General features: G+C 70.7%; 22 protein-coding genes. 7 read left to right on the top strand and 15 right to left on the bottom strand.

Annotation, left to right across the window (positions count from 1 at the left end):
• The first annotated feature begins 135 nt into the window (after positions 1 to 135).
• Positions 136 to 633 (top strand): aminoacyl-tRNA deacylase, encoded by a 498-nt coding sequence (locus LX14_RS12760; RefSeq protein WP_253647553.1) that lies wholly within the window; start codon positions 136 to 138, stop codon positions 631 to 633.
• Positions 634 to 696: 63 nt separating this feature from the next.
• Here LX14_RS12760 and LX14_RS12755 read toward each other — a convergent pair whose 3' ends face one another.
• Positions 697 to 1,527, bottom strand: a complete 831-nt coding sequence (locus LX14_RS12755; RefSeq protein ID WP_253648005.1) for an SOS response-associated peptidase — start codon at positions 1,525 to 1,527, stop codon at positions 697 to 699.
• Here LX14_RS12755 and LX14_RS12750 point away from each other — a divergent pair.
• From LX14_RS12750 to LX14_RS12735, 4 genes are all read left to right on the top strand, one after another.
• Positions 1,526 to 2,164, top strand: coding sequence for a hypothetical protein (locus LX14_RS12750; RefSeq protein ID WP_253647552.1), 639 nt, complete (start codon positions 1,526 to 1,528; stop codon positions 2,162 to 2,164). The genes LX14_RS12755 and LX14_RS12750 overlap by 2 nt on opposite strands.
• A gap of 58 nt (positions 2,165 to 2,222) precedes the next feature.
• Positions 2,223 to 3,485: a 3-phosphoshikimate 1-carboxyvinyltransferase gene (aroA, locus tag LX14_RS12745; RefSeq protein WP_253647551.1), complete on the top strand. Its 1,263-nt coding sequence runs from the start codon at positions 2,223 to 2,225 to the stop codon at positions 3,483 to 3,485.
• 16 nt (positions 3,486 to 3,501) lie between these two features.
• Entirely contained in the window at positions 3,502 to 4,539 is a 1,038-nt protein-coding gene (rsgA, locus tag LX14_RS12740) for a ribosome small subunit-dependent GTPase A (RefSeq protein ID WP_253647550.1), read from the top strand.
• A 205-nt stretch (positions 4,540 to 4,744) separates the two neighbouring features.
• Positions 4,745 to 5,503, top strand: coding sequence for a dienelactone hydrolase family protein (locus LX14_RS12735; RefSeq protein ID WP_253647549.1), 759 nt, complete (start codon positions 4,745 to 4,747; stop codon positions 5,501 to 5,503).
• On the opposite strand, the gene LX14_RS12730 is transcribed toward LX14_RS12735, so the two are convergent.
• From LX14_RS12730 to mtrA, 11 genes are all read right to left on the bottom strand, one after another.
• Positions 5,500 to 6,732 carry a fatty acid desaturase family protein gene (locus LX14_RS12730; protein ID WP_253647548.1) on the bottom strand — a complete coding sequence of 411 codons (1,233 nt, stop codon included), beginning with the start codon at positions 6,730 to 6,732 and terminating at the stop codon, positions 5,500 to 5,502. The genes LX14_RS12735 and LX14_RS12730 overlap by 4 nt on opposite strands.
• A gap of 54 nt (positions 6,733 to 6,786) precedes the next feature.
• A complete protein-coding gene (locus LX14_RS12725; RefSeq protein ID WP_253647547.1) occupies positions 6,787 to 8,094 on the bottom strand; it encodes a fatty acid desaturase family protein in 1,308 nt (435 codons plus the stop codon).
• A gap of 144 nt (positions 8,095 to 8,238) precedes the next feature.
• Complete coding sequence (locus tag LX14_RS12720) at positions 8,239 to 8,781, bottom strand: DUF6912 family protein (RefSeq protein WP_253647546.1); 543 nt, start codon at positions 8,779 to 8,781, stop codon at positions 8,239 to 8,241.
• A 19-nt stretch (positions 8,782 to 8,800) separates the two neighbouring features.
• Entirely contained in the window at positions 8,801 to 10,267 is a 1,467-nt protein-coding gene (locus LX14_RS12715; RefSeq protein ID WP_253647545.1) for a wax ester/triacylglycerol synthase family O-acyltransferase, read from the bottom strand.
• Between the two features lie 138 nt (positions 10,268 to 10,405).
• Positions 10,406 to 10,909 (bottom strand): Rv3235 family protein, encoded by a 504-nt coding sequence (locus tag LX14_RS12710; protein ID WP_253647544.1) that lies wholly within the window; start codon positions 10,907 to 10,909, stop codon positions 10,406 to 10,408.
• Between the two features lie 84 nt (positions 10,910 to 10,993).
• Positions 10,994 to 13,819: a preprotein translocase subunit SecA gene (gene secA, locus LX14_RS12705; RefSeq protein WP_253647543.1), complete on the bottom strand. Its 2,826-nt coding sequence runs from the start codon at positions 13,817 to 13,819 to the stop codon at positions 10,994 to 10,996.
• Positions 13,820 to 14,006: 187 nt separating this feature from the next.
• Positions 14,007 to 14,717, bottom strand: coding sequence for a ribosome hibernation-promoting factor, HPF/YfiA family (gene hpf / locus LX14_RS12700; protein WP_253647542.1), 711 nt, complete (start codon positions 14,715 to 14,717; stop codon positions 14,007 to 14,009).
• Between the two features lie 365 nt (positions 14,718 to 15,082).
• A complete protein-coding gene (locus tag LX14_RS12695; protein ID WP_253647541.1) occupies positions 15,083 to 15,802 on the bottom strand; it encodes a ComF family protein in 720 nt (239 codons plus the stop codon).
• A 106-nt stretch (positions 15,803 to 15,908) separates the two neighbouring features.
• A complete protein-coding gene (locus tag LX14_RS12690) occupies positions 15,909 to 17,684 on the bottom strand; it encodes an LpqB family beta-propeller domain-containing protein (protein ID WP_253647540.1) in 1,776 nt (591 codons plus the stop codon).
• On the bottom strand, positions 17,677 to 19,305 hold the full coding sequence (mtrB, locus tag LX14_RS12685) for an MtrAB system histidine kinase MtrB (protein ID WP_308214100.1): 1,629 nt from the start codon (positions 19,303 to 19,305) through the stop codon (positions 17,677 to 17,679). The genes LX14_RS12690 and mtrB overlap by 8 nt, the downstream gene beginning before the upstream one ends.
• Positions 19,302 to 19,988, bottom strand: a complete 687-nt coding sequence (gene mtrA / locus LX14_RS12680) for an MtrAB system response regulator MtrA (RefSeq protein ID WP_253647539.1) — start codon at positions 19,986 to 19,988, stop codon at positions 19,302 to 19,304. The genes mtrB and mtrA overlap by 4 nt, the downstream gene beginning before the upstream one ends.
• 54 nt (positions 19,989 to 20,042) lie before the next feature.
• On the opposite strand from mtrA, the gene LX14_RS12675 reads away from it, so the two are divergent.
• Entirely contained in the window at positions 20,043 to 20,669 is a 627-nt protein-coding gene (locus LX14_RS12675) for a dTMP kinase (RefSeq protein WP_253647538.1), read from the top strand.
• Here LX14_RS12675 and LX14_RS12670 read toward each other — a convergent pair.
• A complete protein-coding gene (locus LX14_RS12670) occupies positions 20,637 to 21,392 on the bottom strand; it encodes an SDR family oxidoreductase (RefSeq protein WP_253647537.1) in 756 nt (251 codons plus the stop codon). The genes LX14_RS12675 and LX14_RS12670 overlap by 33 nt on opposite strands.
• A 74-nt stretch (positions 21,393 to 21,466) precedes the next feature.
• On the opposite strand from LX14_RS12670, the gene LX14_RS12665 reads away from it, so the two are divergent.
• The gene (locus LX14_RS12665; protein WP_253647536.1) at positions 21,467 to 21,835 is read left to right on the top strand and encodes a MerR family transcriptional regulator; all 369 of its coding nucleotides are present in this window, start codon (positions 21,467 to 21,469) and stop codon (positions 21,833 to 21,835) included.
• A gap of 122 nt (positions 21,836 to 21,957) precedes the next feature.
• Here the strand turns inward: LX14_RS12665 and ahcY are convergent, their stop codons facing one another.
• Both ahcY and LX14_RS12655 read right to left on the bottom strand, forming a co-directional pair.
• On the bottom strand, positions 21,958 to 23,427 hold the full coding sequence (gene ahcY / locus LX14_RS12660; RefSeq protein ID WP_253647535.1) for an adenosylhomocysteinase: 1,470 nt from the start codon (positions 23,425 to 23,427) through the stop codon (positions 21,958 to 21,960).
• A 206-nt stretch (positions 23,428 to 23,633) separates the two neighbouring features.
• A complete protein-coding gene (locus LX14_RS12655; protein ID WP_253647534.1) occupies positions 23,634 to 24,281 on the bottom strand; it encodes a TetR/AcrR family transcriptional regulator in 648 nt (215 codons plus the stop codon).
• Positions 24,282 to 24,331 lie beyond the last annotated feature (50 nt).

Genomic DNA, 24,331 nt, shown 5'->3' with positions numbered 1-24,331 from the left:
ATCGATAACGAGATGGTGAACATCTCGCGATGTCGCAAGCCGATCCGGACTGTCGAAATCCACAACAGCGACACCCGCGTGAATGTTCCACCCCGTTACGCTCAGGTCCGTGAGCAGCCACAAAAGGACGTTGACGTGGGCGTGAGCACCCCCGCGACCGCTGCGCTCGAGGCAGCGGGGATCGCATTCGCGGTGCATCGTTATCGTCCCGTGATGTCGGGGCGGTCCTTCGGGGACGACGCCGTCGACCACATGACCCGCGACATCGGCGTCGACGAGGAGCAGGTCCTGAAGACCCTCGTCGTGTCCGCACCGGGGGCCGGACGGACCGGTCTGGCGGTCGCCGTGCTCGCGGTCCCCCGACGGATGGCGCCGAAGGCGGTCGGCGCCGCGCTCGGTGTACCCCGGGTCGACATGGCGGAGGCCGCTGTCGTCACCCGGTCGACCGGGTACGTGCTCGGCGGCGTCTCCCCGATCGGTCAGCGACGGGCTCTTCCGACGGTCCTGGACGAGACGGCCACCCTGTTCCCGACCGTCCTGTGCAGCGGGGGCCGGCGCGGGCTCGAGATCGAGCTGTCCCCGGCCGACCTCGTCGCCGTGACCGGGGCGGTCGTCGCCGACATCTCCGCCTGAACCGGCCTCCCACGTCGGCCCACTCGGCGTGGGGTTGTGGCCCACTCGGCGGGGGGTTCCGGGCTACAGGAGCGTCTGCTGCTCCGGGCGGTCGCCGACGGGCGCGAGGAGTTCGGGTCCGTTGTTCGCGACCCGGTTGACCAGGGGTGCCACCTCGCGTCGCGCGATCGCGTCGACGATCTCCTGCGACGGCGGCGCCAGCAACGACTCGGCGGGCGGGGCGTCGGGATCGAGCCAGGCCCCCCAGTTCTCCGACGGCATGATCAGCGGCATCCGGTCATGGATGTCGCGCAGCTCCCCGACCGCGTCGGTCGTGATGATGGTGCAGCTCATCAGGGGTGGGGTGTCGGCGTCGGCGTCCTTCGGTCGCCAGGTCGTCCACAGTCCGGCCATGAACAGGCGGGTCCCGTCGACCGGGCACATGAAGAACGGTGTCTTGGCCGGCTTGCCGTCGGCACCGGTGTCCTTGCGCCACTCGTACCAGCCGTCCATGGGGATCAGCGCGCGACGACCTTTCAGCGACGTCTTGAACGACGACTTCTCGGCGACGCTCTCGGCGCGGGCGTTGAACAGCAGCGGCGCCTTCGCGAGGTCCTTGGTCCACGGCGGCACCAGTCCCCACCGCATCGCGCGCACCCGCATCCGCGGGTCGTCGTCGGGATCGTCGTGGTCGTGGCGGGAGACGACGGTCATGATCGTGGTGGTCGGGGCGACGTTGTAGTTGACCCCCGGGGCCCGCTTCGCGGCCGCCGCCCGGTCGCCGGAATCGGACTCCGCCGCCTCCTGCACGTCCGCCTCGGTCCGCGCGGACGCCGGCGACGAGACCTCGTCGACGGCGTCGAGTTCGGCTGCGAGCGTCGCCGGGTCCGTGGTCACCGCATACCGTCCACACATGGCGTCCATGCTGACACCCCTCCCCGACACGATGCGCGCGGAACAGCGGCCGTCGTGCGAGCATCCGACGATGAGTTCCGGCTCCGCCGTCGCCCGCGGCTACCGACGAGTGGTCCACCGTGCGCACGGCCCCCTGGAGCCGGCGCGGGCGCGGGCGCGGATGTCCGCCTACGTCTACGGCACCCTGCTGGCGCTGGCCGCCGTCGTCGTGGTCGATCCGCCGGCGATCGAGGACGGCACCGCGGTGCTCGTCGTCGTCGGCACGACGGCCACGACGTTCCTCGCGCACGTGTTCGCCGAGATCGTCGCCCACCGCGTCATGGTCGACACCGACGACGACCGGCCCCACCCGGTGCAGGCCCGGGCGGCCCTCGAGGAACTGCGCGACGCCCTCCCGATCGCGTCGTCGGGGGCGTTCCCGGCCGCGATCCTGGCGCTCGGCTGGCTCGAGGTGCTGTCGCCGACGTGGGCGTACATCCTCGCCGGCGCCGGGCCGATCGCACGGATCGCGGTCGCGGAGGTCGCGATCCAGAGACTGCAGAACCGGCCCATGACGGTGCAGCTGCTCGTGGGGGCGTTGATCACCGCGGCCGTCGCGACCGCGATCGTCGCGATCAAGGTCGCCGTCGCGCACTGATGTGGGCCGTCGTCCACCGCCGCCGTCGACGACCCCGGGCGTGGGACAATCGGCCCCGATGACCTCCTGGCCCGCCCCGACCGCGACCACCCCCGTCTCGGCGACGGTGACGCTGCCCGGTTCCAAGTCGATCACCAACCGCGCGCTGATCCTCGCCGCACTCGCCGACGGCCCGAGCACCCTGCATGGTGTGCTGCGCAGTCGGGACACCGACCTCATGCTCGCGGCGCTCGCCGCGGTGGGTGCCGGGGTGGACCCCGACGGCACCGACCCGACGACGATCACCGTGACACCGGGGCCGCTGCACGGCGGTGACATCGACTGCGGGCTGGCCGGCACCGTGATGCGCTTCGTGCCGCCGTTCGCCGCACTGGCCGACGGCGCGGTCACGGTCGACGGCGACGAGCAGATGCGCGCCCGGCCGGTCGACACGATCCTGCGCGCCCTGCGCGAGCTCGGTGTCGTCGTGGACGGGGACGCTCTGCCGTTCACCATCACCGGCACCGGGTCGGTCCGTGGTGGCGCGGTCACCATCGACGCGTCCTCGTCGTCGCAGTTCGTCTCCGGACTCCTGCTCAGCGCGGCCCGATTCGACGACGGCATCACCGTGCACCACGTCGGTGACCCCGTCCCGTCGCAACCGCACATCGACATGACGATCGAGATGCTGCGCACCGCGGGTGTCGTGGTCGACGACGGCGAGGCCGACCGCTGGCGTGTCGCCCCGGGGCCGATCGCCGCGACCGACTGGCGGATCGAACCGGACCTGTCCAACGCCGCAGCCTTCCTCGCGGCCGCCGCGGCGACCGGCGGCTCGGTGTCGGTGCCGCTGTGGCCCGCCCACACGACGCAGCCGGGCGCCCAGATCGTCGGCGTGCTCGCGCAGATGGGGGCGACCGCATCCGTCGACAACGGGACACTGACCGTCGCCGGTCCGGATCGCCTGTCGGGCATCGCCGTCGACCTCCGCGACATCGGTGAGCTCACGCCGACGATCGCCGCACTGTGCGCGCTGGCCGACTCCCCGTCGACGCTCTCCGGCATCGCCCATCTGCGCGGGCACGAGACCGATCGGCTCGCGGCGCTGACCGCGGAGATCACAGGCCTCGGCGGTCGGTGCACCGAGACCGCCGACGGGCTGCGCATCGACCCGGCGTCCCTGCACGGCGGGACGTGGCACAGCTACGCCGACCACCGGATGGCGACGGCGGGCGCGATCGTCGGCCTCGCCGTCGACGGGGTCGAGGTCGACGACATCGGGTGCACGTCCAAGACGCTGCCGGACTTCCCCGCGATGTGGTCGGCGATGCTCGGTGGCTGACGCCGGACCGGGACGCATGGCCCGCACATACGACGAGAGCGACGTCCGCGTCCGGCCCGGCAAGGGCAGCCGCCCCCGGACCAAGACCAGGCCGGCGCACGACGACGCCGTCTCGGCGATGGTGGTCTCGCGCGACCGCGGCCGATGGGGCTGCGTGCTCGACACCCCCGACGCGCGCGAGGTCGTGTGCATGCGGGCCCGCGAGCTCGGTCGCACCCCGGTCGTCGTGGGCGATCACGTGTCGGTGGTCGGCGACCTCAGCGGCGACGAGGGCTCGCTGGCACGGATCGTCCGCGTCGCCGACAGGTCCACGGTGCTGCGGCGCACCGCCGACGACACCGATCCCTTCGAGCGGATCGTCGTGGCCAACGCCGAGCAACTCCTGATAGTCACCGCCCTGGCCGATCCCCCGCCGCGGACGGGTTTCGTCGAGCGAGCGCTGGTGGCCGCGTACGCCGGCGGTCCCCGACCCATCCTCTGCCTCACGAAGTCCGACCTCGCCGACCCCGCCGAGTTCACCGCGTCGTTCGCCGACCTCGACCTGCCGATCGTGCTCGCCGGCCAGGACGACCCGACCGACGTCGTCGCCGACATGCTCGTCGGCACGACGACATGCCTCATCGGACACTCCGGCGTCGGCAAGTCGACCCTGGTGAACAGGCTGGTGCCCGACGCTCACCGCGCCACCGGGGTGGTCTCCGGCGTCGGCAAGGGACGCCACACCTCCACGCAGTCGGTGGCGTTGCGGCTGCCCGGCGGCGGGTGGGTGATCGACACCCCCGGCATCCGCTCGTTCGGGCTCGCGCACGTCTCCCCCGACGACGTCGTCCGCGCCTTCGCCGATCTGGCCGAGGTCGTCACCGACTGCCCGCGGGGGTGTCGCCATCTCGGACCGCCCTCGGATCCCGAGTGCGCGCTGGATCAGCTGACCGGTGAGGCCGCGCGCCGCGCCGACGCGGTGCGACACCTGCTGCTGGCCGTCACGAGCGACACCGGCCGCTCGGCACCGACCGAATCGGGTCGTGCGGAGACCGGTGAGGAGAGCGGGACCTAGCCGCTGTCGACGGCGTCCCGGCCCACGTGGGGGCCGTCGAACAGGCGTCTGCGTCCGACTGCGCTGCTAGCCTCGGCGGGTCCGTGCACGAACTGAGGACGTGGTACCCGTGAGCCACAACACCTGGGTGCTCCTCAGCGAGGTCACGGTCGGGCGGTAGGTCGCCCGGGAGCGCCGATCACACGGCACCCCGAGAGGCACGACCATGATCATCACCGACGAATTCCGCCACGACGACCAGCTCGTCGAGAGTCGCTTCACCCTCCGCGAGACCCCCGGGATCCTCTGGACACCGCCCTCTGCGATCACGGCACCCGCCCCGCTGATCCTGCTCGGCCAGCAGGGCGGGCTCGAGCAGATGTATCCGCGGCTCCTCCCGCGCGTCAGGGCGCTCGCACTGGGCGGGTTCGCCACTGCGACCGTCGAACTCCCCGGTAGCGGTGTGCGGCCGCGGATCGCGGATCTCGACGACGCCCGCGCCGAGGTTCGCAGGACGATCGGTGCGGGCGAGACGCCGGGCGACGCGCTCATCGAGCGCTTGATACTGCCGCTGGTCGACCGCGCGGTCCCCGAGTGGCAGGCGACACTCGACGCGCTGCTCGAACTCCCCGAACTGCGCGGGCCGGTGGGGATCTCCGGCGGGGTCGTGTCGATCGGCGTCCGGATGGCGCGCGTCGACAACCGGGTCCGCGCGGCCGGCCTGTTCGCCGGCAGCGTCGTCCCCACGTCGATCGTCGAGGAGGCCCGCTCGGTGACGATCCCGATGCACGTCCTGCTCCAGTGGGACGATGCGGGCCACGACCGCCAGAGGGCGCTCGACCTGTTCGACGCTCTCGGATCAGCGCAGAAGACGCTGGCCGCCAACATGGGCGGTCACACCGGCGTCCCGCCCTGGGCCGGCGAGGAGGTCGCGAGGTTCTTCACCCGCCACCTGATCGGGACCGGTGAGGAGAGCGGGACCTAGGCCGCCACGCGCTGACGCCGACGGGCGATCGCGCTCCTCAACCCGCTCTGGATGCGGCGGGTGCGGCGCGACGGGTCGTCGGACGTGCCCTCGGGCATCGACGCCCAGCGGCGTTCGGACGCGGTCTCGGGTGCGTCGTCGGCGGTGGCGCGCAGGAAACGATCCGGCAGCGACAGCTTCCAGATCGTCCGCAGGGTCTGTCCGTACTGCCCGACGAGCGAGCCGGTGGTGTACGGCAGGTCGTACTCGTCGCAGAGCTGCCGCACGCGCTCACCGATCTCGGCGTACCGGTTGCTCGGCAGGTCCGGGAACAGGTGGTGCTCGATCTGGTAGCAGAGGTTCCCGCTCATGAACGCCATCGCCGGCCCGGCGCGGAAGTTGGCCGTCCCCAGCATCTGACGCAGGTACCACTGACCGGGGGTCTCGTCGTCGAGGGACTCGACCGTGAACTTCTCGGCCCCGTCCGGGAAGTGTCCGCAGAAGATGACGACGTAGGCCCACAGGTTGCGGACGAGGTTGGCGGTGAGGTTCGCACCGACGGTCCGCGGCGCGCGACGCCCCGACAGCGCGGGGAACAGGACGTAGTCCTTGACCATCTGCCGACGGACCTTGCGCAGGAACGTCAGCACCTCCTCCCGGGACTCGGCCCAGGGCTTCTTGCCGGTGACGACCTCCTTGAGGTCGAGGTCGTGCAGGGCGATGCCCCACTCGAAGGTCGCGGCCAGGAAGATGTTGATGAACGGACCGCCGAGGTGCTTGGGCTGCCACGGTTCGTCGCGGGTCACGCGCATGACCTTGTAGCCGAGGTCCTCGTCCATGCCCCACACGTTCGTGTACTTGTGGTGGACCACGTTGTGCGAGTGCTTCCAGTGCGGGGCTGCGCAGACCATGTCCCACTCCCACGACGAGGAGTGGACCTCGGGGTCGTTCATCCAGTCCCACTGGCCGTGCATGACGTTGTGGCCGAGCTCCATGTTCTCGATGATCTTCGCCACCGACAGCAGTGCCGTACCGGCGAGCCACTCGGTCCGGGAGCGGTTGTTCCACAGCACCAGCCGACCCGCGGCCTCGAGGACGCGCTGTGCCGTGATCGTGCGTCGCAGGTACTTCGCATCCCGCGCGCCGCGATCGGCCTCGACCTCGCGCCGGAGTGCGTCGAGCTCCCGCCCGAGCGCGGCGACGTCTGCCTCGCTGAGGTGTGCGTAGGTGTTGATGTCGGTGATGGCCATGGGAAACCAGCCCTCTCGGACGATCGATGTGTGGTGGGACCGGCCTGACGGCCGTCAGGCCGCGGACCGCTCCTGCTCGGCGCGGCGACCGATGGTCACGATCCCCGCCCGCTTGTCCCGACGACGCGCCCGCAGCGCTGCGATGGCCGAGGCCAGACCGCGTCGGCGGCCGGTGCCCGGATCGATCGCGGCGGGATCGTCGTCCCACGACAGGTCGGCGAATCGCTTCTCCGACGCCGTCTCCGGCGCGTCGTCCCGGGTGTCGCGCAGGTACTTGTCCGGCAACGACAGCTTGGCGATGGTGCGCCAGGCCTTCGCGTACTGCAGCGGGAACGACCCCGTCGTGTACGGCAGATCGTACTCGTCGCACAGTGCCCGGACCTGCAGCGAGATCTCCCGGAGGCGGTTGCTGGGCAGGTCGGGGAAGATGTGGTGCTCGATCTGGAACGACAGGTTGCCGCTCATGAACGCCAGCACGGGGCCGCACTCGAAGTTCGCGCTGCCCAGCATCTGGCGCAGGTACCACTCGCCGCGGGTCTCGGAGTCGACGTCCTGCTTGGTGAACTTCTCCGCGCCGTCCGGGAAGTGACCGCAGAAGATGATCGCGTTGCTCCACACGTTGCGGATGACGTTGGCCATGACGGTGGCGGTGAGCGCCTTGCGGGCTCCCGAGCGTGAGCGGGTGAGACCCCCGGCGAGGGCGGGGTGCAGGACGTAGTCCTTGAGGACCTGCCGGCCGATCTTGTTCGCGACGACCTTGCCGCGGGACCGGAACTCCTCGCGCGGCATCGTGCCCTTCACGGCACGGCCGATCTCGAGGTGCTGGATGGCGACGGCGTACTCGAACAGCACCTGCAGCAGCGTCATGTAGACGACATTGCCGAGGTAGAAGGGGTGCCAGCGCTGGTCGCGCGTCACGCGCAGTGTCCCGTAGCCGACGTCGTCGTCCATGCCGAGGACGTTCGTGTACTTGTGGTGCACGAAGTTGTGGGTGTGCTTCCAGTACTCGGACGCGCCGGCGTTGTCCCACTCCCAGCTGGTCGAGTGGACCTCGGGGTCGTTCATCCAGTCCCACTGGCCGTGCATCACGTTGTGGCCGAGTTCCATGTTCTCGACGATCTTCGCCACGCCCAGTGCGCTCGCACCGGCCCACCAGAGCGTGCGGTTGCGACCGCCGGCGATCATCGCCCGTCCGGCGACCTCGAGACCGCGCTGGAAGCGGATGGTGTTGCGCAGGTAGCGCGCGTCGCGCTCGCCGCGTGAGGCCTCGATGTGGGCGCGGATCGCGTCGAGCTTGCGACCCAGTTCCTCGATGTCGGCATCGGTGAGGTGCGCGTATTCGGGGATGTTGGTGATGGCCACGTGTCCTCCGGGAGCCTCGGCAGCAGTACCTACGAAAGCGTAGGTTACGCAACCGTAGGTGTCTACGGGGTCGCCCCGGACGCGGGACAGATCACAGGCGGATCGCGGCGTCGGTGGGTGCCGACACACTCGCCGGATGTGCGACTACAGCAGTTCCAGGAGGAACGGGATCTCCTGGGTCGCGTACCAGGCGAGGTCGTGGTCGTCGACGTCGCCGACGGCGAGTTCGGCGTCCTCGTCGCCGAGATCGGCCGCGTCGACGGCCGACATCGCCGCCACGACCGCCGCCTCCGCCTCGGACACGTCCACGTGGACCGAGGCGATCGCCGACCGCGGCACCGACGGCGGGATCTTGACCACGGCCGTGTCCAGGTCCGGTCGGAGTGTCACCGGCTCCACGTCGGCGGCGACCACCACGCGGCGCGGGGGCATCGGGGCGCGGTCGCCGTCGGTGTCGTCGTCGGCGGCGGTGCGCGGGGGCGCGTCCGCCTCGGCCGACAGCAGGCGCAGGGACGCGCGTGCCGCCTCCCGCATCGCGGCCTCGGCGAGTTCCTCGTCGTCGCCGGAGGTGTAGGACTCCCGCAACGCCGGGGTCAGGGCGAACGCCGTCCCGCCCACCGACTCGAACGTCCCGGAGGTCGTGAGGTCGGCGACCATCGTCAACGTCGCGGGGATGTAGACCCTCACCGGTGCAGCCTCCTGCGCGTCAGGGGATCGACGTCCGCGCGGCGAGTTCGCCCACGGCCTCGGCGAAGTACTCCGGCATCGACGCCAGGTCCCACATGATGTCCCGGTCGGCGTTGAACGCCACGAAGATCCGACCGTTGTAGTGATTCAACCCGATCGCGAGTGCCCGCTGCGGCACCAGGGCCGGGACGGGGTAGGCGGCGACGATCCTGTTGCCGGCGAGGTACTGCGGGGCCGATCCCCCACCCGCGATGCTGATCGGGAGGTTGAAGGACCGTCCGGACACCGTCGCCGCTGCCCGCGACGTCATCGCGTGGAAGGTCGCGGGCCCGATCTCCGGGAGCCACGACCGCGCGGCCATCGCGACGCGGCGCCCCGACGTCGAATGACGGCCGGTGAGATGGGCGACCTGGGACAGCCGCACCGCGGCGTTCGGTTCGCCGACGGGCAGGTCGGTGACGAACCCGCGGACCCCGGCCGCCGTCCACTCCGATTCGTCGATCTGGTCCCACCCCTCGTCGCGCCGGCCGTCGGCGCGGCCGCGGTCGCCGTGACCGGCGTCGCCGGTGCCGTTGTAGGCGCCGAGCGGGACGAGGGCGCGGACCGTCGCCGAGGAGTCGACGACGGCGTCGCGGGAGAGCAACCACCGACGCAGGGCGCCCGCGATCGCGGCCAACACGACGTCGGTCATCGAACAGTCGTGCCGGCGCGCGATCCGCGCGCAGTCGCGGGCGTCGGCGGAGGACACGGTGAACCGTCGCCGTCCGCTGGTCTGCCCGTTCAGGGGGCTGTCGGGGGCACCGTCGGTGGCGAACCGCAGCATCGACCCGGCACGCCGCAGCGACCCCGACACCGCCGACCCGATACCGGCGACGGGTGCCGACAGGACCCGCACGGCCCCGACGAGTTCCCAGGGTCGGGAGGCGACGTCGGTGAGGGCGCCGACGACGAGGGAGGCATCCGACGGTTCGGGCGCCGGCAGCCAGATGTCCTGCGGGGCGTCCGGGGCCTGGGGGTGGGCGTCGACGAGGACCTGGTTGATCTCGACGGCGTCGTGGCCGTCGACCAGTGCCTGGTGGGTCTTCGTCAGCACGGCCATCCGGTTCTCTGCGAGACCCTCGACGAGGTACATCTCCCACAGCGGGCGCGACCGGTCGAGCGGGCGCGACATCAGGCGTGCGACGAGATCGTGGAGTTGGTCGTCGGCTCCGGGGCTGGGCAGGGCGGACCGACGGACGTGATAGGTGATGTCGAAGCCGGTGTCGTCCACCCAGACCGGGCGGCCGATACCGAGACCGACCTCACGGATCCGCTGGCGGTACCGCGGCACAGCACCCAGCCGACTCTCCACCGTGGCCAGCAACCGGTCGTATTGGAGCTCGTCGGCGCCACGATCGAGGATGAGCAGCGACCCCAGATGCGACGTCGCGCTCTGCTCGTCGAGGTAGTAGAACAGCGCGTCCTGCGTCGACAGTCGTGTCACCACTCGCAGACCACCTCTTCCGCCTCGGCACTCATCGTAGGCGGCGCAGGACCATCGGACGCATGTCGACCACAGGTGGACGGTGCCCCGCCCCCAGTCCGCCGGCGGCGACCTCACGCTCCCCGTCGCCGACCGAAGCGCTCACACCGTCGTAACGTTGACGAGCATCCACTGCACCCGGGTGCGACGCGGACCGTTCGGCGTGGCCGGTCGCACGCGTACCGGCATCTGCTGGATGCGTGCGGCGACGGCATGGACCCGCGGTCCCCGCGCGTAGGTCGCGGTGACCTCGGCCGCGTCCGGACCGGCCCACTGCAGATGCACCCGCGCCAACGATGCGGTCGTGGGGGTCGGCGCGCCCGGACGCACCTGGGCGACCCGCGCGGCGGTGAGGACGGCGATCTGGTCGACGATGTGCCCCACCGCGACACCGGTCAGGTGCGCGAGCGGACGCCGACGGTCCATCACCTCGAGAACCATCGTCAGCGCCGACACCGCGAACGCGCGCGCCGCCGGGTCGACCGTGTCGGTCACACGACGCGGGACGGCGCCCGCGCGCAGGCCCGGCGCCGGCTGATCCGACGGTTCCGGTGCACACCGCGGGATCTCGCGGAACGTCAGTCCGGTGGTTGTCGGTGCGTGCATGTGCGTCTCCCTCGCCCGGCGACACCGTCCCTCGGTGTCGTCCCTCTGGCGATTGGACGCAGCACACGCGCGTCCGGTTCCCCTCTATCGCTGGCGCCGCGACTTCGGCGGCTTCGTGGTCGACCGACCCGACTGCCGAGCGGCAGCCCGTCGCTCGCGCCGACTGGCCGACACACCCGCGGTGTCGGCGCCGTCGGAGATCTCGCGGGTGCCACCGCCCTCGGCCGGACCGGTGTAGACGAGGTCACGCTGCTCGTCCTCGAACCCCTTCGCACGCAGCGCGGTCGGGGCGCTCGTCCGGGTCGGCTGGGCCGCGGCGGCCTCCTCGGTCGGCAGCGGACGGGGGGCCGGTGCCGCGGCGACGGGGGCCGCGGGAGCGGCGACCGGCTCCTGTTCGGACGGCGGTGTCGACTCGACGGCCACGTTGAACAGGAACCCGACGGACTCCTCCTTGATGGCGTCGAGCATCGCCGAGAACATGTCGAAGCCCTCGCGCTGGTACTCCACGACCGGGTCACGCTGGGCCATCGACCGCAGGTGGATGCCCTCGCGCAGGTAGTCCATCTCGTAGAGGTGGTCGCGCCACTTGCGGTCGAGGACCGACAACAGGATGGTGCGCTCGAGCTGACGCATCGCGCCCTCGCCGGCGACCGCGTCGATCTCCTTCTCGCGCTCGGCGTAGGCCTTGTGCGCGTCGGCCTGCAGCAGCTCGGTGAGCTCCTGCGCCGAGATGTCCTCGCGCTCCCCCATCTCGTTCTCCGGCACGATCTCGGCCGGGTCGAGGGTGATCGGGTAGAGCGTGCGGATCGCCGTCCACAGCCCCTCGAGATCCCAGTCCTCGACGTAGCCCTGCGACGTCGCGCCGACCACGTAGGCCGCGATGACCTCGTCGACCATCCTGGCGACCTGCGCCGAGTGGTCCTCGCCCTCGAGGATGTGGCGGCGCTCGGCGTAGATCACCTTGCGCTGCTCGTTCATGACCTCGTCGTACTTGAGGACGTTCTTGCGGATCTCGAAGTTCTGCTGCTCGACCTGGGTCTGCGCGCTGCGGATCGCGCGGGTGACCATCTTGGCCTCGATCGGAACGTCGTCGGGCAGGTTGACGCGGTTCATGATCGTCTCGAGCGCGGCACCGTTGAACCGGCGCATGAGCTCGTCGCCGAGGGACAGGTAGAACCGCGACTCGCCCGGGTCACCCTGGCGGCCCGAGCGACCACGCAGCTGGTCGTCGATGCGGCGGGACTCGTGACGCTCGGTGCCGAGCACGTAGAGCCCGCCCGCCTCGCGCACCTTCTCCGCGTCGGCGGCGACCTCCGCGCGGACGGTCTCGATGACCTCGTCCCACGCGGCCTCGTACTCCTCCGGGGTGTCCACCGGGTCGAGGCGCTGCTTGCGCAGACGGGTGTCGGCGATGATGTCGGGGTTGCCGCCGAGCACGACGTCGGTGCCACGACCGGCCATGTTGGTCGCGACGGTCACGGCGGCGGACCGGCCGGCCTCCGCGATGATCTGCGCCTCCTGCTCGTGGAACTTGGCGTTGAGCACGTTGTGCTCGATGCCCCGCTTCTCCAGCTGACGCGAGAGGTACTCCGAGCGCTCGACGCTCGTGGTGCCGATGAGGACCGGCTGACCGGCCTGGTGACGTTCGATGATGTCGTCGACGACGGCGTCGAACTTCGCCTCCTCGGTCTTGTAGATGAGGTCGGTGCGGTCGCCGCGGATCATCGGCTTGTTGGTCGGGATCGGCAGCACGCCGAGCTTGTAGATCTGGTCGAGCTCGGCGGCCTCGGTCTGGGCCGTGCCCGTCATGCCCGAGAGCTTGTCGTACATGCGGAAGTAGTTCTGCAGCGTGATCGTGGCGAGCGTCTGGTTCTCGGCCTTGATCTCGACGCCCTCCTTGGCCTCGATCGCCTGGTGCAGGCCCTCGTTGAAGCGACGGCCGTCGAGCACGCGCCCGGTGAACTCGTCGACGATGAGGACCTCGCCGTTGCGGACGATGTAGTCCTTGTCGCGCTCGAACAGCTCCTTCACCTTGATGGCGTTGTTCAGGTAGCTGACGAGCAGCGAGTTGGCCGCGTCGTAGAGGTTGTCGATGCCGAGCTGGTCCTCGACGAACTCGACACCGGCCTCGTGCACGCCGATGGTCTTCTTCTTGATGTCCACCTCGTAGTGGACGTCGCGCTTGAGAAGCGGTGCGATCCGGGCGAACTCCGCGTACCACTTGCTCGACGAGTCCGCGGGACCCGAGATGATGAGCGGCGTACGCGCCTCGTCGATGAGGATGGAGTCGACCTCGTCGACGACGGCGAAGGTGTGGCCCCGCTGGACCAGTTCGTCGAGCGAGTGCGCCATGTTGTCGCGCAGGTAGTCGAACCCGAACTCGTTGTTCGTGCCGTAGGTGATGTCGGCGGCGTAGGCCTCGCGGCGGGCGTCCGGCGTCATGCCGGTCAGGATGACGGCGGTCTCCAGGCCGAGGAAGCGGTGCACACGGCCCATCCACTCCGCGTCGCGCTTGGCGAGGTAGTCGTTGACGGTGACGACGTGGACGCCCTCGCCGGCGAGGGCGTTGAGGTAGGCGGGCAGGACACAGGTGAGGGTCTTGCCCTCACCGGTCTTCATCTCGGCGATGTTGCCGAAGTGCAGTGCCGCACCACCCATGATCTGGACGTGGAAGTGCTTCTGCTGCAGCACGCGCCACGCGGCCTCGCGGGCGGCGGCGAACGCCTCGGGCAGCAGGTCGTCGAGGGTCTCGCCCTTCGCCAACCGGTCGCGGAACTCGCCGGTCTTCGCGCGGAGATCCTCGTCGGAGAGGGCCTCGAACTCGTCGGACAGCGATTCGACGACCGACGCGATCGCGTCGAGGCGCTTGACCATCCGGCCCTCGCCGATCCGCAGCATCTTGTTGAGCACTGATGATCCCCTGGGTGTTGTCGTGAGACGTTGTGTCGTGTCGGCGCAGGTGAGAACCTCATGCGCGCACAGGTCGCGTCCATGGTACTGACCGACCCACCACCATCCCGGCCGCCCGTGCCCGGGAGCCGATCCACGCGGCGGGCGCGTCGCGTGACGCGCCCGCCGCGGGCCGGCCCGCCCGGGTCTAGCCCCGCGCCGCGGGGGTCAGTCGGATGAGGCCGTAGTCGAACGCATGGCGGCGGTACACCACCGACGGCTGGTCGGTCTCGGCGTCGTGGAAGAGGAAGAAGTCGTGTCCGACGAGCTCCATCTCGTAGAGGGCGTCGTCGGTGGTCATCGGGACCGCGGGGTGGTCCTTGACCCGCACGATGCGACCGGGCTCGTCGGGTTCGGGGAGGTCGGCGGCCCAGGCGGGCTGCTCGGTCCCGTCGAGCGGCGGGGGCAGTTCCGCGGTGGCCGCGGCGACCGAGGTCGGCGTCCGGAGGCCGTGGTGCACGCGTCGACGGTCCTTCGTGCGGCGCAGTCGGGACTGCATCTTGTCGACCGCCTCCTCCAGCGCGGCGTAGAAGTTCCGTCCGCAGGCCTCGGCGCGGACCACCGGACCCCGTCCCCGTGCAGTGATCTCCACCCGCTGGCAGGCCTTCGACTGTCGTCGGTTCCGCTCGTGGTGCAACTCGACGTCGAACGCGTAGATCGAGGGATCGAACCGCTCGACGCGGGCGAGCTTGTCGCCGACGTGGACGCGGAAATGGTCGGGGATCTCGACGTTGCGTCCGGTGACGATCAGTTCGGCCGTCGGTTGCGCGGGGGTGGTGTCGCCGTCGGCCACGAACGCCGAACGGCGATCGAAGGCGTCGGCCTCTGCGGACGGGGTGACGTGGGTGGTAGTCGACACGCGATGACCTCCTGTGTGGGGTGTACGTCGGGCGTCACACGGCAGGCGTGACGCCGACGAGTGGGGTCGGTGCCACCGCGCGGTGAGGCCACGACGCTCCACCTGTGCACGAGGGATCTGATGAGGGATCACCGGGGATTCCGACTGCGCGCACCGCGACGACACTTCTGGCGGGAGTGGCCTCACCTCCAAGGGTTGCCGGTTGTCTCCGTGGCTCCAGCGTCACGACCGACGAGGTGCCGGCCGGTGCGCTCACCGTGCCCCGACCGTAGCCCCCGGGACCGCCTCCCGCCATCGTTTGGACATCACCGATCCACCACGGGGTCATGTCGACATCGTCATCTCAGGCGGTGCTCAGACGGGGCTCAGGCAGCGGCCACGACGAGCACCGCGTGCACCGTCACGCCGACGGCGGCGAGCACCCGGACCGACTCGGCCGCGGTGGCCCCGGTGGTCATCACGTCGTCGACGAGCAACACCGCACAGCGGTCGTCGCGGAGTGCCCGCAGGCGGGTCGGCGACGCGTGGGCGGCGATCGCCGCGTCGAGGTTCGCGACGCGGTCGCGGGCGTCGAGCCCCGCCGAGTCCCGGGCCCACATCGACGTCCGCAGAACCGGTTCCACGTCCACGCCGCGTCCGAGCCGACCCGCGGCGTGCTGCGCCAGCGCGGTCACCGGGTCACCGCCGCGTCGCCTCGCCGAGAGCCACCGGGTCGGGGCCGGGACGAGTGCGAGCCGGGGCCGGTCGACCGGTATCTCAGACCAGCGCGCGAGGTCGAGGACACCGCGGGCCAGCGCGTCACCGAGCGGCGGGACGAGATCGCCGCGGCGACGTTCCTTGAGCGCGAGCACGGCGGCGCGATGCACACCGCGGTACCGGCCCATCGCCCACGTGGGGACACCCGGGTCGACACGCGGGGACAGTTCGAGGGGATCGTCGGCGAGGACGTCGGCGCACCGCGGACACCAGCGCGCGCCGTGCTCGCCACATCCACCGCAGCGGACCGGCGCGGCCAGGTCCGCCGCAGCGGCCAGGACGGCGCGCACGCCCGTGGTCCGTCGGCCCGCAGGCACCTGCGACGCCATGCGATCACTGTCCCCCGCCGGCCGGGGCCGTCAGGTCATGTCGGCCACCACGGACCGCCACGATCCCCGGATGACACCGCGTCCACAGCTGCCGGATGAGGCAGCGCTACTGCGCGATCACCGGGACGGCGCCGGTGCCGACCGTCGGGCCGACCTCGTTCCAGTACTGGTCGGGATCACCGTTGGTGCTCCCGAGACGCAGCACCCCGCGGGCGTCGGCGGCGTACAGCGTGGACCTGTCGCCGACGACGGCGGTGACCGGCGGCGTCAGGTTCCCGCTGAGGAGACCGACCGCCGGGGTGCCGTCGACGGTCACCTGGATGATCGGCGAGTCGGAGGTCCGCCGGGCCATCACGACGGTGTCGCCGGACACCCAGTCCAGCGACGCGGTCTGGGACCCGATGTTGAACGCCGCCACACGCACGCCGGTGAGCGACACCGTGCCGTCCGCGGCGGTCGCGACCACGCCGAGCACGGGTACCCCACCGGCGATCGCGGCGACCCGCGCGCCGTCGCGGGACACCTGCAGTTCGGTGATGTCCCCGCGGGCGACGGCCGCCACGCCCGACGACGCGATCGGGGTCCCGCCGGTCACCGCGCCCGTCGCGTCCCGCCGGAAGCGTTGCACCTGACCGTCGACGACCGCCCAGACCGTGTCGCGATCCGCCCCGAACGACGGGCGCGTGATCACCTGCCCGGAGGCCACCGAGGTCGTCGGACCGTTGAGGTCGCCCAGCACGAGTTGTTGTCCCGTGGTCGTGCGCGTGACCGCCGCGACCCGTTCGCCGTCGGCGGAGACCGCCGCCGACAGGACCGTCCCGCCGCTGCCGAGGGGACCGCCGACGGGCGTCAACGCGGTGTCGGACACGCGGAACAGCGAGCCGGACCGGATCACGAGCAGCCCGGTCGCCGAGCGTGGCGACGACGACGGGTCGAGTGTGGCGACGTCGGCGGTGGTCCAGCCGTCCGCGTACCGCTCGTCGAGCGGGGCGCCGTCGGCCTCGATGACATAGGGGCCCGGGATGTCGGCGGCCGAGAGCGACCAGATCAGCTGGGCGGCGAACAGCGCGCGTCCGCGGGCGTCGAGCCCGCCGAGGCCGGCGAAACGCAGTGCCCGCCCGCCCGATCCCGTCGAGGTCACCGTGGCGCGGACCGAGTCCGAACCGGGCAGGACGGGGTCGACGGCAGGGGCCAGTTCCGCCGACGGACCGCCGACGACGAGGTCGACCACCTGATCGGCCAGGCTGCCGCCGGTCGCGTAGACCCACCGCGGGTCGGCCACGAGGCGATCGCCCGACGGCGACGGGAAGTAGACCTCGTGGGTGCGGTAACTCGACGTGAACTGGGTGCGGTCGATCATCACGCCGCGCGGGAGCGCACCGTCGATACGCCACTGACCGTCGACGCTGGTCAACCGCAGGCTGCTCTCCACCCGACCCGTCGACGGTGCGAGATGGCCGTCGGTGGCCAGCGCGCCGGTGTTGTCGGCGATGACCCGTACCGAGTACGAGTCGTCGGTACGGGTGTCGGTGAGGACACTGATCTGGTCGACGATGAGCGCGTCACCACGGTCGTCCCATGCGGCCGCGGCGGATTCGGTCAGGTACTGCCGGGCGGCCTGGTGGTTCGACCCGGGATTGGCTGTCGCCTTGAGGAAGTCGCGCACGAGGGCCTCGGGCGACATCCCCGCGCGGGGGATCGGGACCGCCGCCGACGGACCGCGGCTGGGCAGCGTCCCGATCGGCTGGGGACTGGAACTCGTCGGGATGGACACGCACCCCGACAGCACCGTCGCGACCACGGCCAGGATCAGCAGCACCGCCGTCCGCCGGCGGTCGACCGTCCGACGACCCGCCGTCGCACGGCCCCCGAGGTCACTCACGCCCGGACACCTTACGAGGGCCGATCGGCTTGAGCGCCAACGGACTGCCCAGGATCTTGTGGCCGCGCACCAGGGGCAGTGTGAGCCGGAAGTTGGCCCCCTGCCCGGGCTCACCCCAGGCCTCGAGACGTCCGTTGTGCAGACGGGCGTCCTCGATGCTGATGGCCAGGCCCAGGCCGGTGCCGCCCGAGCGGCGGAACCGCGACGGGTCCGACCGCCAGAAGCGGTTGAAGACCAACTTCTCCTCGCCGGGGCGCAGGCCGATCCCCCTGTCGCGCACGGTGATCGCGACGGCGTCGCCGTCGGACCGCATCGTCAGGGTCACCGGCTTCTGGTCGCCGTGGTCGATGGCGTTGGCCAGCAGGTTGCGCAGGATCCGTTCGACGCGGCGCGGGTCGATCTCGGCGATGACCGGTTCGGCGGGCAGGTCCAGCACGAGGGGCGTGTCGGTGTCCTGGGCGAGGTGACGCACCGTGGCGAGCGCCCCGTCGATGGGCACGCTCATGCTGACCTTCTCGGCGGCGAGCTCGGCGACACCCGCGTCGTGGCGCGAGATCTCGAGCAGCTCGTTGAGCAGGGTCTCGAACCGGTCGAGCTCCTTGTTCATCAGCTCCACCGACCGCTTGCGCACCGGGTCGAGCTCCTCGCGGTCCTCGTAGAGGACGTCTGCCGCCATCCGCACGGTCGTCAGCGGCGTCCGCAGCTCGTGGCTGACGTCGGAGGTGAACTGCCGCTGCAGCCCGCCGAACTCCTCGAGGTGGGTGATCTGCTTCGACAGGCTCTCCGCCATGTCGTTGAACGACATGGCCAGTCGCGCCATGTCGTCCTCGCCGCGCACCGGCATGCGTTCCTTGAGCCGGCCGTCGGCGAAACGCACCGCGATCCGCGAGGCCGACCGCACCGGGATCACGACCTGCCGCGACACCAGACCTGCGATCGCCGCGAGCAGCAGCAACAGCACGACGCCACCGGTGGTCAGCGTCCCGCGCACCAGCGACACCGTGTTCTGTTCGTTGGTCAGCGGGAACACCAGGTACAGCTCGAGTCCGGCGATCCCGGTCGAGGTGGGGGTGCCGACGATGAGCACCGGGGTGCGCTCCCCCGACGTCCCGGACACCGACGAGTACCGGTAGGCGATCCGCCCGCCGCGCACCATCCGCTGCAGGTTGTCCGGGATCTCCTCCACCGGCCCCACCGACGCGGTGTCGCGTGGGCCGCCGCCGGGCACCAGGAGCACCGTGTCGAACGTGCCGACCACGCCCGACGACGGCGTGGTGTCGACGTCACGGTCGGTGAGGATGGATCGGGTCTGGCGGAGCCGGTTGGCGATGGAGGCGTTGGAGTCGCCGCCGGACAGGTCACGCTCCACGGAGGTCCGGGCGCGGTCGATCTCCTCGGTCGCCGCGCGCAGCTTCAGCTCGAGCAGACGGTCGGTGATCTGGCTGGTGAGCACGAACCCGAGGACGAGCAGCATCGCCAGCGACAGCACCATCGTGGACACGACGACGCGCAGCTGCAGCGATCGCCGCCAGCGTCGCCCGATGAAGCGGCCGACGAGTGCGAACCGACGCAGGGTCCGCCCGAACGCCGGGTTGATCCGCCGGCGTCCGCGGCCGATCACGGCGGGCCGGCCTTGTAGCCGACCCCCCTCACCGTCAGCACGACCTCAGGGTTCTCGGGATCGGTCTCGACCTTCGCGCGCAGTCGCTGCACGTGGACGTTCACGAGGCGGGTGTCGGCGGGATGCCGGTAGCCCCACACCTGTTCGAGCAGGACGTCGCGCGTGAACACCTGACGCGGCTTGCGCGCCAGGGCCACCAGGAGGTCGAACTCCAGCGGTGTCAACGAGATCGGGGTGCCCTCGCGGGTGACCTTGTGCGCGGGCACGTCGATCTCCACGGGTCCGATCGACAGCAGCTCGGCCGGCTCCTCGTCGGTGCGACGCAGGCGGGCACGGACGCGGGCGACGAGCTCCTTGGGCTTGAACGGCTTGACCATGTAGTCGTCGGCACCGGACTCGAGACCCAGCACCACGTCGACGGTGTCGCTCTTGGCCGTCAGCATCACGATGGGGACACCGGAGTCGGCGCGCAGGACGCGACACACGTCGATGCCGTTCATGCCCGGCAGCATCAGGTCGAGCAGGACCAGATCGGGCCGGATGTCGCGCACGGCGGACAACGCCTGGGTGCCGTCACCGACGACGAACGGTTCGAAGCCCTCACCCCGGAGCACGATGGTGAGCATCTCGGCGAGCGCCGCGTCGTCGTCGACGACAAGGATCCTGGGCTTCATGGCGTCCATCGTGACACTGGTGCACCCCCAGTCCACGGTGACGCGCCGCTAGCATCCGGGGGTGTGGGCACACTGATCGTCGTCGAGGGCCTCGACGGCGCGGGCAAGCGGACGATGGCGGACACCCTGACGACGCGGTGGGAGGCGGACGGTCGCACCGTCGCGACCATGGCGTTCCCCCGCTACGGGGAGTCCGTCCACGCCGACATCGCCTCCGAGGCGTTGCACGGCGAGCACGGTGACCTCCGGTCCAGCGCATACGCCATGGCGATGCTGTTCGCCCTCGACCGGCGCGACGCCGCCGACGCGATCCGGGACCTGCTGGCGACGCACGACGTGGTGCTGCTGGACCGCTACGTCGCCTCCAACGCGGCGTACACCGCCGCCCGCCTCGGGGAGTCCGCCGACGGTGACGCGGTGGAGTGGGTCGCCCGGCTCGAGTTCGACCGGTTCGCCCTGCCGGTGCCGGACCGGCAGATCCTTCTCGGGACCGATCCCGAGCTCGCCCGCGCACGGGCGACGTCCCGCGCGGCCGACGACGAGTCCCGCGCGCTGGACGCCTACGAGCGCGACACCGCCCTGCAGCACGCGACCTTCGCCGTCTACCGCGATCTGGTGGCGCGCTCGTGGCGCTCGCCGTGGACGGCGATCAGCGACTCAGACGACGCCGTTCTGCACACCCTGGTCTGACGCACGGGCGCGTCGCGTCTGCGCCAGTCCCGGATAACGCACGTCCACCGGCGCCGACAGGCCCGCCTTCGCCGCCCTGCTGTCGTCGTCGACGAAGACCTCGTCGGACCCGTCCCGGATGGCGGCGAGGATCGCGGCGGCCACGTCCGCCGGATCGTTCTTCGGGATGTCGGCACCGGCCATCATGTCGGTGTCGGTCGCGGCGAGGAACGCCGTGATCACCCGCGTCCCCTGATCGGCGAGTTCGAGGCGCAACCCGTCCGAGGCCGACCACACCGCCGCCTTCGACGCCGAGTACGAGCCGGCCTGGGCCACCGTGATGAGCGACAACGCCGACGCGACGGTCACGACGACCCCACCGCCGCGTCGGGCCAGCGTCGGGGCGAGGGCCCGGGTCACCCGGAGCGGCCCCCAGAAGTTGGTGTCCATCTCGCGCTGCATCGCGTCGAGATCGCCGGTCAGCAGTGACTGCATCGCCGTCACACCGGCGTTGTTGACGACGATGTCGACGTCGTCGGCGAGGCGGGCGGCGTTCTCGACCGAGGCGGCGTCGGTGACGTCGAGGGTCAGCGGGACGACCCGCTCGTCGTCGACGGGCGCCGCGCCCGATCGCGAGGACGCGTAGACGCGGGCGGCCCCCGCGTCGAGGAATGCGCGGACGAGGGCGAGGCCGATGCCGCGGTTGGAGCCGGTGACGAGGACGGTGGCGGTGGTGAGTTCCATGCCTCGACCGTAGGATCTGACACCGATGTGAGGTTCAAGTCCTCACGGTGAGACGTGCGTCACAGGAGGCGGTCATGCGCATCGGAGAGCTGTCGGAGGCGACCGGGACGTCGGTGCGGTCGCTGCGGTACTACGAGGAGCAGGGGTTGATCCGGGCGCATCGCACCGTCGGTGGGCAACGGCGGTTCGACGAGGAGTCCGCACAGCGGGTGTCGGTGATCCGCTGCCTCATCGACTCCGGGGTGCCGACCCGGGACATCGGCGAGATGCTGCCGTGCGTGCACACCGGGGTCGCCACCGAGAACACCCTGGACCGCCTCGTCGAGGCGCACACGCGGCTGACGGCGCAGATCGACGACCTGTCCGCGACACGGGCGCGGCTCGAGGCGGTGATCGTCGGGGTGCGCGACAACACCTGCACCTCGGCCTCGATTCCCGCCTAGATCCTCCACCCGCGACAACGAAACGCTCCCGCGACTGTGGTCACAGTCGCGGGAGCGGATTCGTGTCGCGGCAGCGGTGTCAGACCGCTGAGCCGACTCAGTACCGCGTCGGCCGAGCCGACTCAGTACCGGTAGTGCTCGGGCTTGTACGGGCCCTCGACGTCGACGTTGATGTACTCCGCCTGGTCCTTGGTCAGCTTGGTGAGCTTGCCGCCGAGTGCCTCGACGTGGATCTTGGCGACCTTCTCGTCGAGGTGCTTGGGCAGGCGGTAGACCTCGTTGTCGTACTCGTCGTTCTTGGTCCACACCTCGATCTGGGCGATGACCTGGTTCGAGAAGCTGTTGCTCATCACGAACGACGGGTGGCCGGTGGCGTTGCCCAGGTTCAGCAGACGACCCTCGGAGAGCACGATGATCGACTTGCCGGAGTCGAAGATCCACTGGTCGACCTGCGGCTTGACGATGACGCGCTTGGCGCCGGAGCTCTCGAGGCCGGCCATGTCGATCTCGTTGTCGAAGTGGCCGATGTTGCCCAGGATGGCCTTGTCCTTCATGGCCTTCATGTGATCGAGGGTGATGATGTCCTTGTTGCCGGTCGAGGTGATCACGATGTCGGCCTGACCGATCGCGTCGTCGACGGTGACGACGTCGAAGCCGTCCATGAGCGCCTGCAGCGCGTTGATCGGGTCGATCTCGGTGACCTGGACGCGGGCGCCCTGGCCGGCGAGCGACTCGGCGCAGCCCTTGCCCACGTCGCCGTACCCGGCGATGAGGACCTTCTTGCCGCCGATGAGGACGTCGGTGGCGCGGTTGATGCCGTCGATCAGCGAGTGGCGGGTGCCGTACTTGTTGTCGAACTTGCTCTTGGTGACCGAGTCGTTGACATTGATCGCCGGGAAGGTCAGCTCGCCGGCGGCGGCGAACTGGTACAGGCGCAGGACGCCGGTGGTGGTCTCCTCGGTGACGCCCTTGACCGACTCCGCGATGGTCGACCACTTGGTCTTGTCGGTCTCGAAGCGCTCACGCAGCTGGTTGAGGAAGATCGTGTACTCGGCCGAGTCGTTGTCCTCGACGGGCGGCACGACGCCGGCCTTCTCGAACTGCGCGCCGCGCAGCACCATCATGGTGGCGTCGCCACCGTCGTCGAGGATCATGTTGCAGGGCTCGCCGGGCCAGGTGAGCATCTGCTCGGCGCACCACCAGTACTCCTCCAGGCTCTCGCCCTTCCAGGCGAAGACCGGGACGCCCTGGGGCTCCTCGGGGGTGCCGTGGGGGCCGACGACGATCGCGGCTGCGGCGTGGTCCTGGGTGGAGAAGATGTTGCACGACGCCCAGCGGACCTCGGCGCCCAGCGACGTCAGGGTCTCGATCAGGACGGCGGTCTGGGTGGTCATGTGCAGCGACCCGGAGATGCGCGCACCCTTGAGCGGCTGCACCTCGGCGTACTCACGACGCAGCTCCATCAGTCCGGGCATCTCGGCCTCGGCGAGGTCGATCTCCAGCCGGCCGTACGCGGCCAGCGAGAGGTCGGCGACCTTGTAGTCGATCCCCCCCTTGCTGTCCGCGGTCAAGGTTGTCTGCACCGATGTCATCGATCACTCCTGGTCTGGCGATTGCGGCGGGGTCGTCCCCGGCGTCTCCCGGGCGGGCCCGGATGGCGGCTACCCGGGCGTACCCGGATGTCGACTATCAGGCTAACGAACACAGGCCCTGGTCGCGAAAGGCGAATCATGAACGACCTGTCCAGCGGGCCGAGTGCTGTGACCTCTGACAAGACCCGGCGCGCGGCGCGCGTCGGTCAGGCGGCGGACCGGGCCACGGCGGCGATGACGGGTTCGAACAGATGCGCCAGATGGTCGGCGACGTCGCCGTCGTCCTCGGGGGGCATCGCGATGTAGCTCAGCGCCATGCGACCGATGGACGACGACACCCGTCGGGCCTCGTCGTAGGGGGCGCCGATCCAGGAGCGGTGCAGGGTCGCCGCGAGTGCCTCCGTGGCGTGCAGCAGCAGCGGCGCGGCGTCGGTGGTGATGAGCCGCAACAGATCCGGCTTCGCCTCCCCCGAGAGCAACGACTGCACCAGCGGGTCCGCCGCGGCGAGACCGAAGTATGTCTCGTAGCCCTCTCGCAGCGCGGCGCGGATGTTGCCGACGTGGGCGTCGACCGCGGCGTCGAGAGCGCGGCAGAACTCGTCGGTGAGGCGGATCGCGTACGCCGTCGCGAGGCCCTGCCGACTGCCGAACTCGTTGTAGACGGTCTGCCGGGACACGCCCGCCGCGTCGGCCACCGCCGTCATCGTCACCGTCGACCAGTCCGACTCCTGGCACCGCTCGCGCATCGCGTCCAGCACAGCGTCGCGCAGCAGTGTCCTGGACGCCGGCTGGTGAACCCCGCCGCGCGCCCGGCGTGCGGGCGCGGTGCGCGGCGATCGCTGCTGGTCGGACACGCCATTGATCCTAGCGAGGCGAACGATCGTCACCCACGCGCGGCCGCCAC

It is taken from the genome of Williamsia deligens (genome assembly GCF_024171765.1).
GTDB classification, from domain to species: domain Bacteria; phylum Actinomycetota; class Actinomycetes; order Mycobacteriales; family Mycobacteriaceae; genus Williamsia_A; species Williamsia_A deligens.
This window is presented reverse-complemented; position numbering and strand designations above follow the sequence as displayed.

What these genes read in the sequence shown, in the direction of transcription:
- LX14_RS12695 (WP_253647541.1), bottom strand. Translation starts at nt 15,802, where the DNA reads ATGGCGTCGCAGGTGCCTGCGGGCCGACGGACCACGGGCGTGCGCGCC.
- mtrA (WP_253647539.1), bottom strand. Translation starts at nt 19,988, where the DNA reads ATGGACGCCATGAAGCCCAGGATCCTTGTCGTCGACGACGACGCGGCG.
- LX14_RS12665 (WP_253647536.1), top strand. Translation starts at nt 21,467, where the DNA reads ATGCGCATCGGAGAGCTGTCGGAGGCGACCGGGACGTCGGTGCGGTCG.
- aroA (WP_253647551.1), top strand. Translation starts at nt 2,223, where the DNA reads ATGACCTCCTGGCCCGCCCCGACCGCGACCACCCCCGTCTCGGCGACG.
- ahcY (WP_253647535.1), bottom strand. Translation starts at nt 23,427, where the DNA reads ATGACATCGGTGCAGACAACCTTGACCGCGGACAGCAAGGGGGGGATC.
- LX14_RS12750 (WP_253647552.1), top strand. Translation starts at nt 1,526, where the DNA reads ATGGCGTCCATGCTGACACCCCTCCCCGACACGATGCGCGCGGAACAG.
- LX14_RS12670 (WP_253647537.1), bottom strand. Translation starts at nt 21,392, where the DNA reads ATGGAACTCACCACCGCCACCGTCCTCGTCACCGGCTCCAACCGCGGC.
- rsgA (WP_253647550.1), top strand. Translation starts at nt 3,502, where the DNA reads ATGGCCCGCACATACGACGAGAGCGACGTCCGCGTCCGGCCCGGCAAG.
- LX14_RS12755 (WP_253648005.1), bottom strand. Translation starts at nt 1,527, where the DNA reads ATGTGTGGACGGTATGCGGTGACCACGGACCCGGCGACGCTCGCAGCC.
- LX14_RS12710 (WP_253647544.1), bottom strand. Translation starts at nt 10,909, where the DNA reads ATGCACGCACCGACAACCACCGGACTGACGTTCCGCGAGATCCCGCGG.
- LX14_RS12730 (WP_253647548.1), bottom strand. Translation starts at nt 6,732, where the DNA reads ATGGCCATCACCGACATCAACACCTACGCACACCTCAGCGAGGCAGAC.
- LX14_RS12735 (WP_253647549.1), top strand. Translation starts at nt 4,745, where the DNA reads ATGATCATCACCGACGAATTCCGCCACGACGACCAGCTCGTCGAGAGT.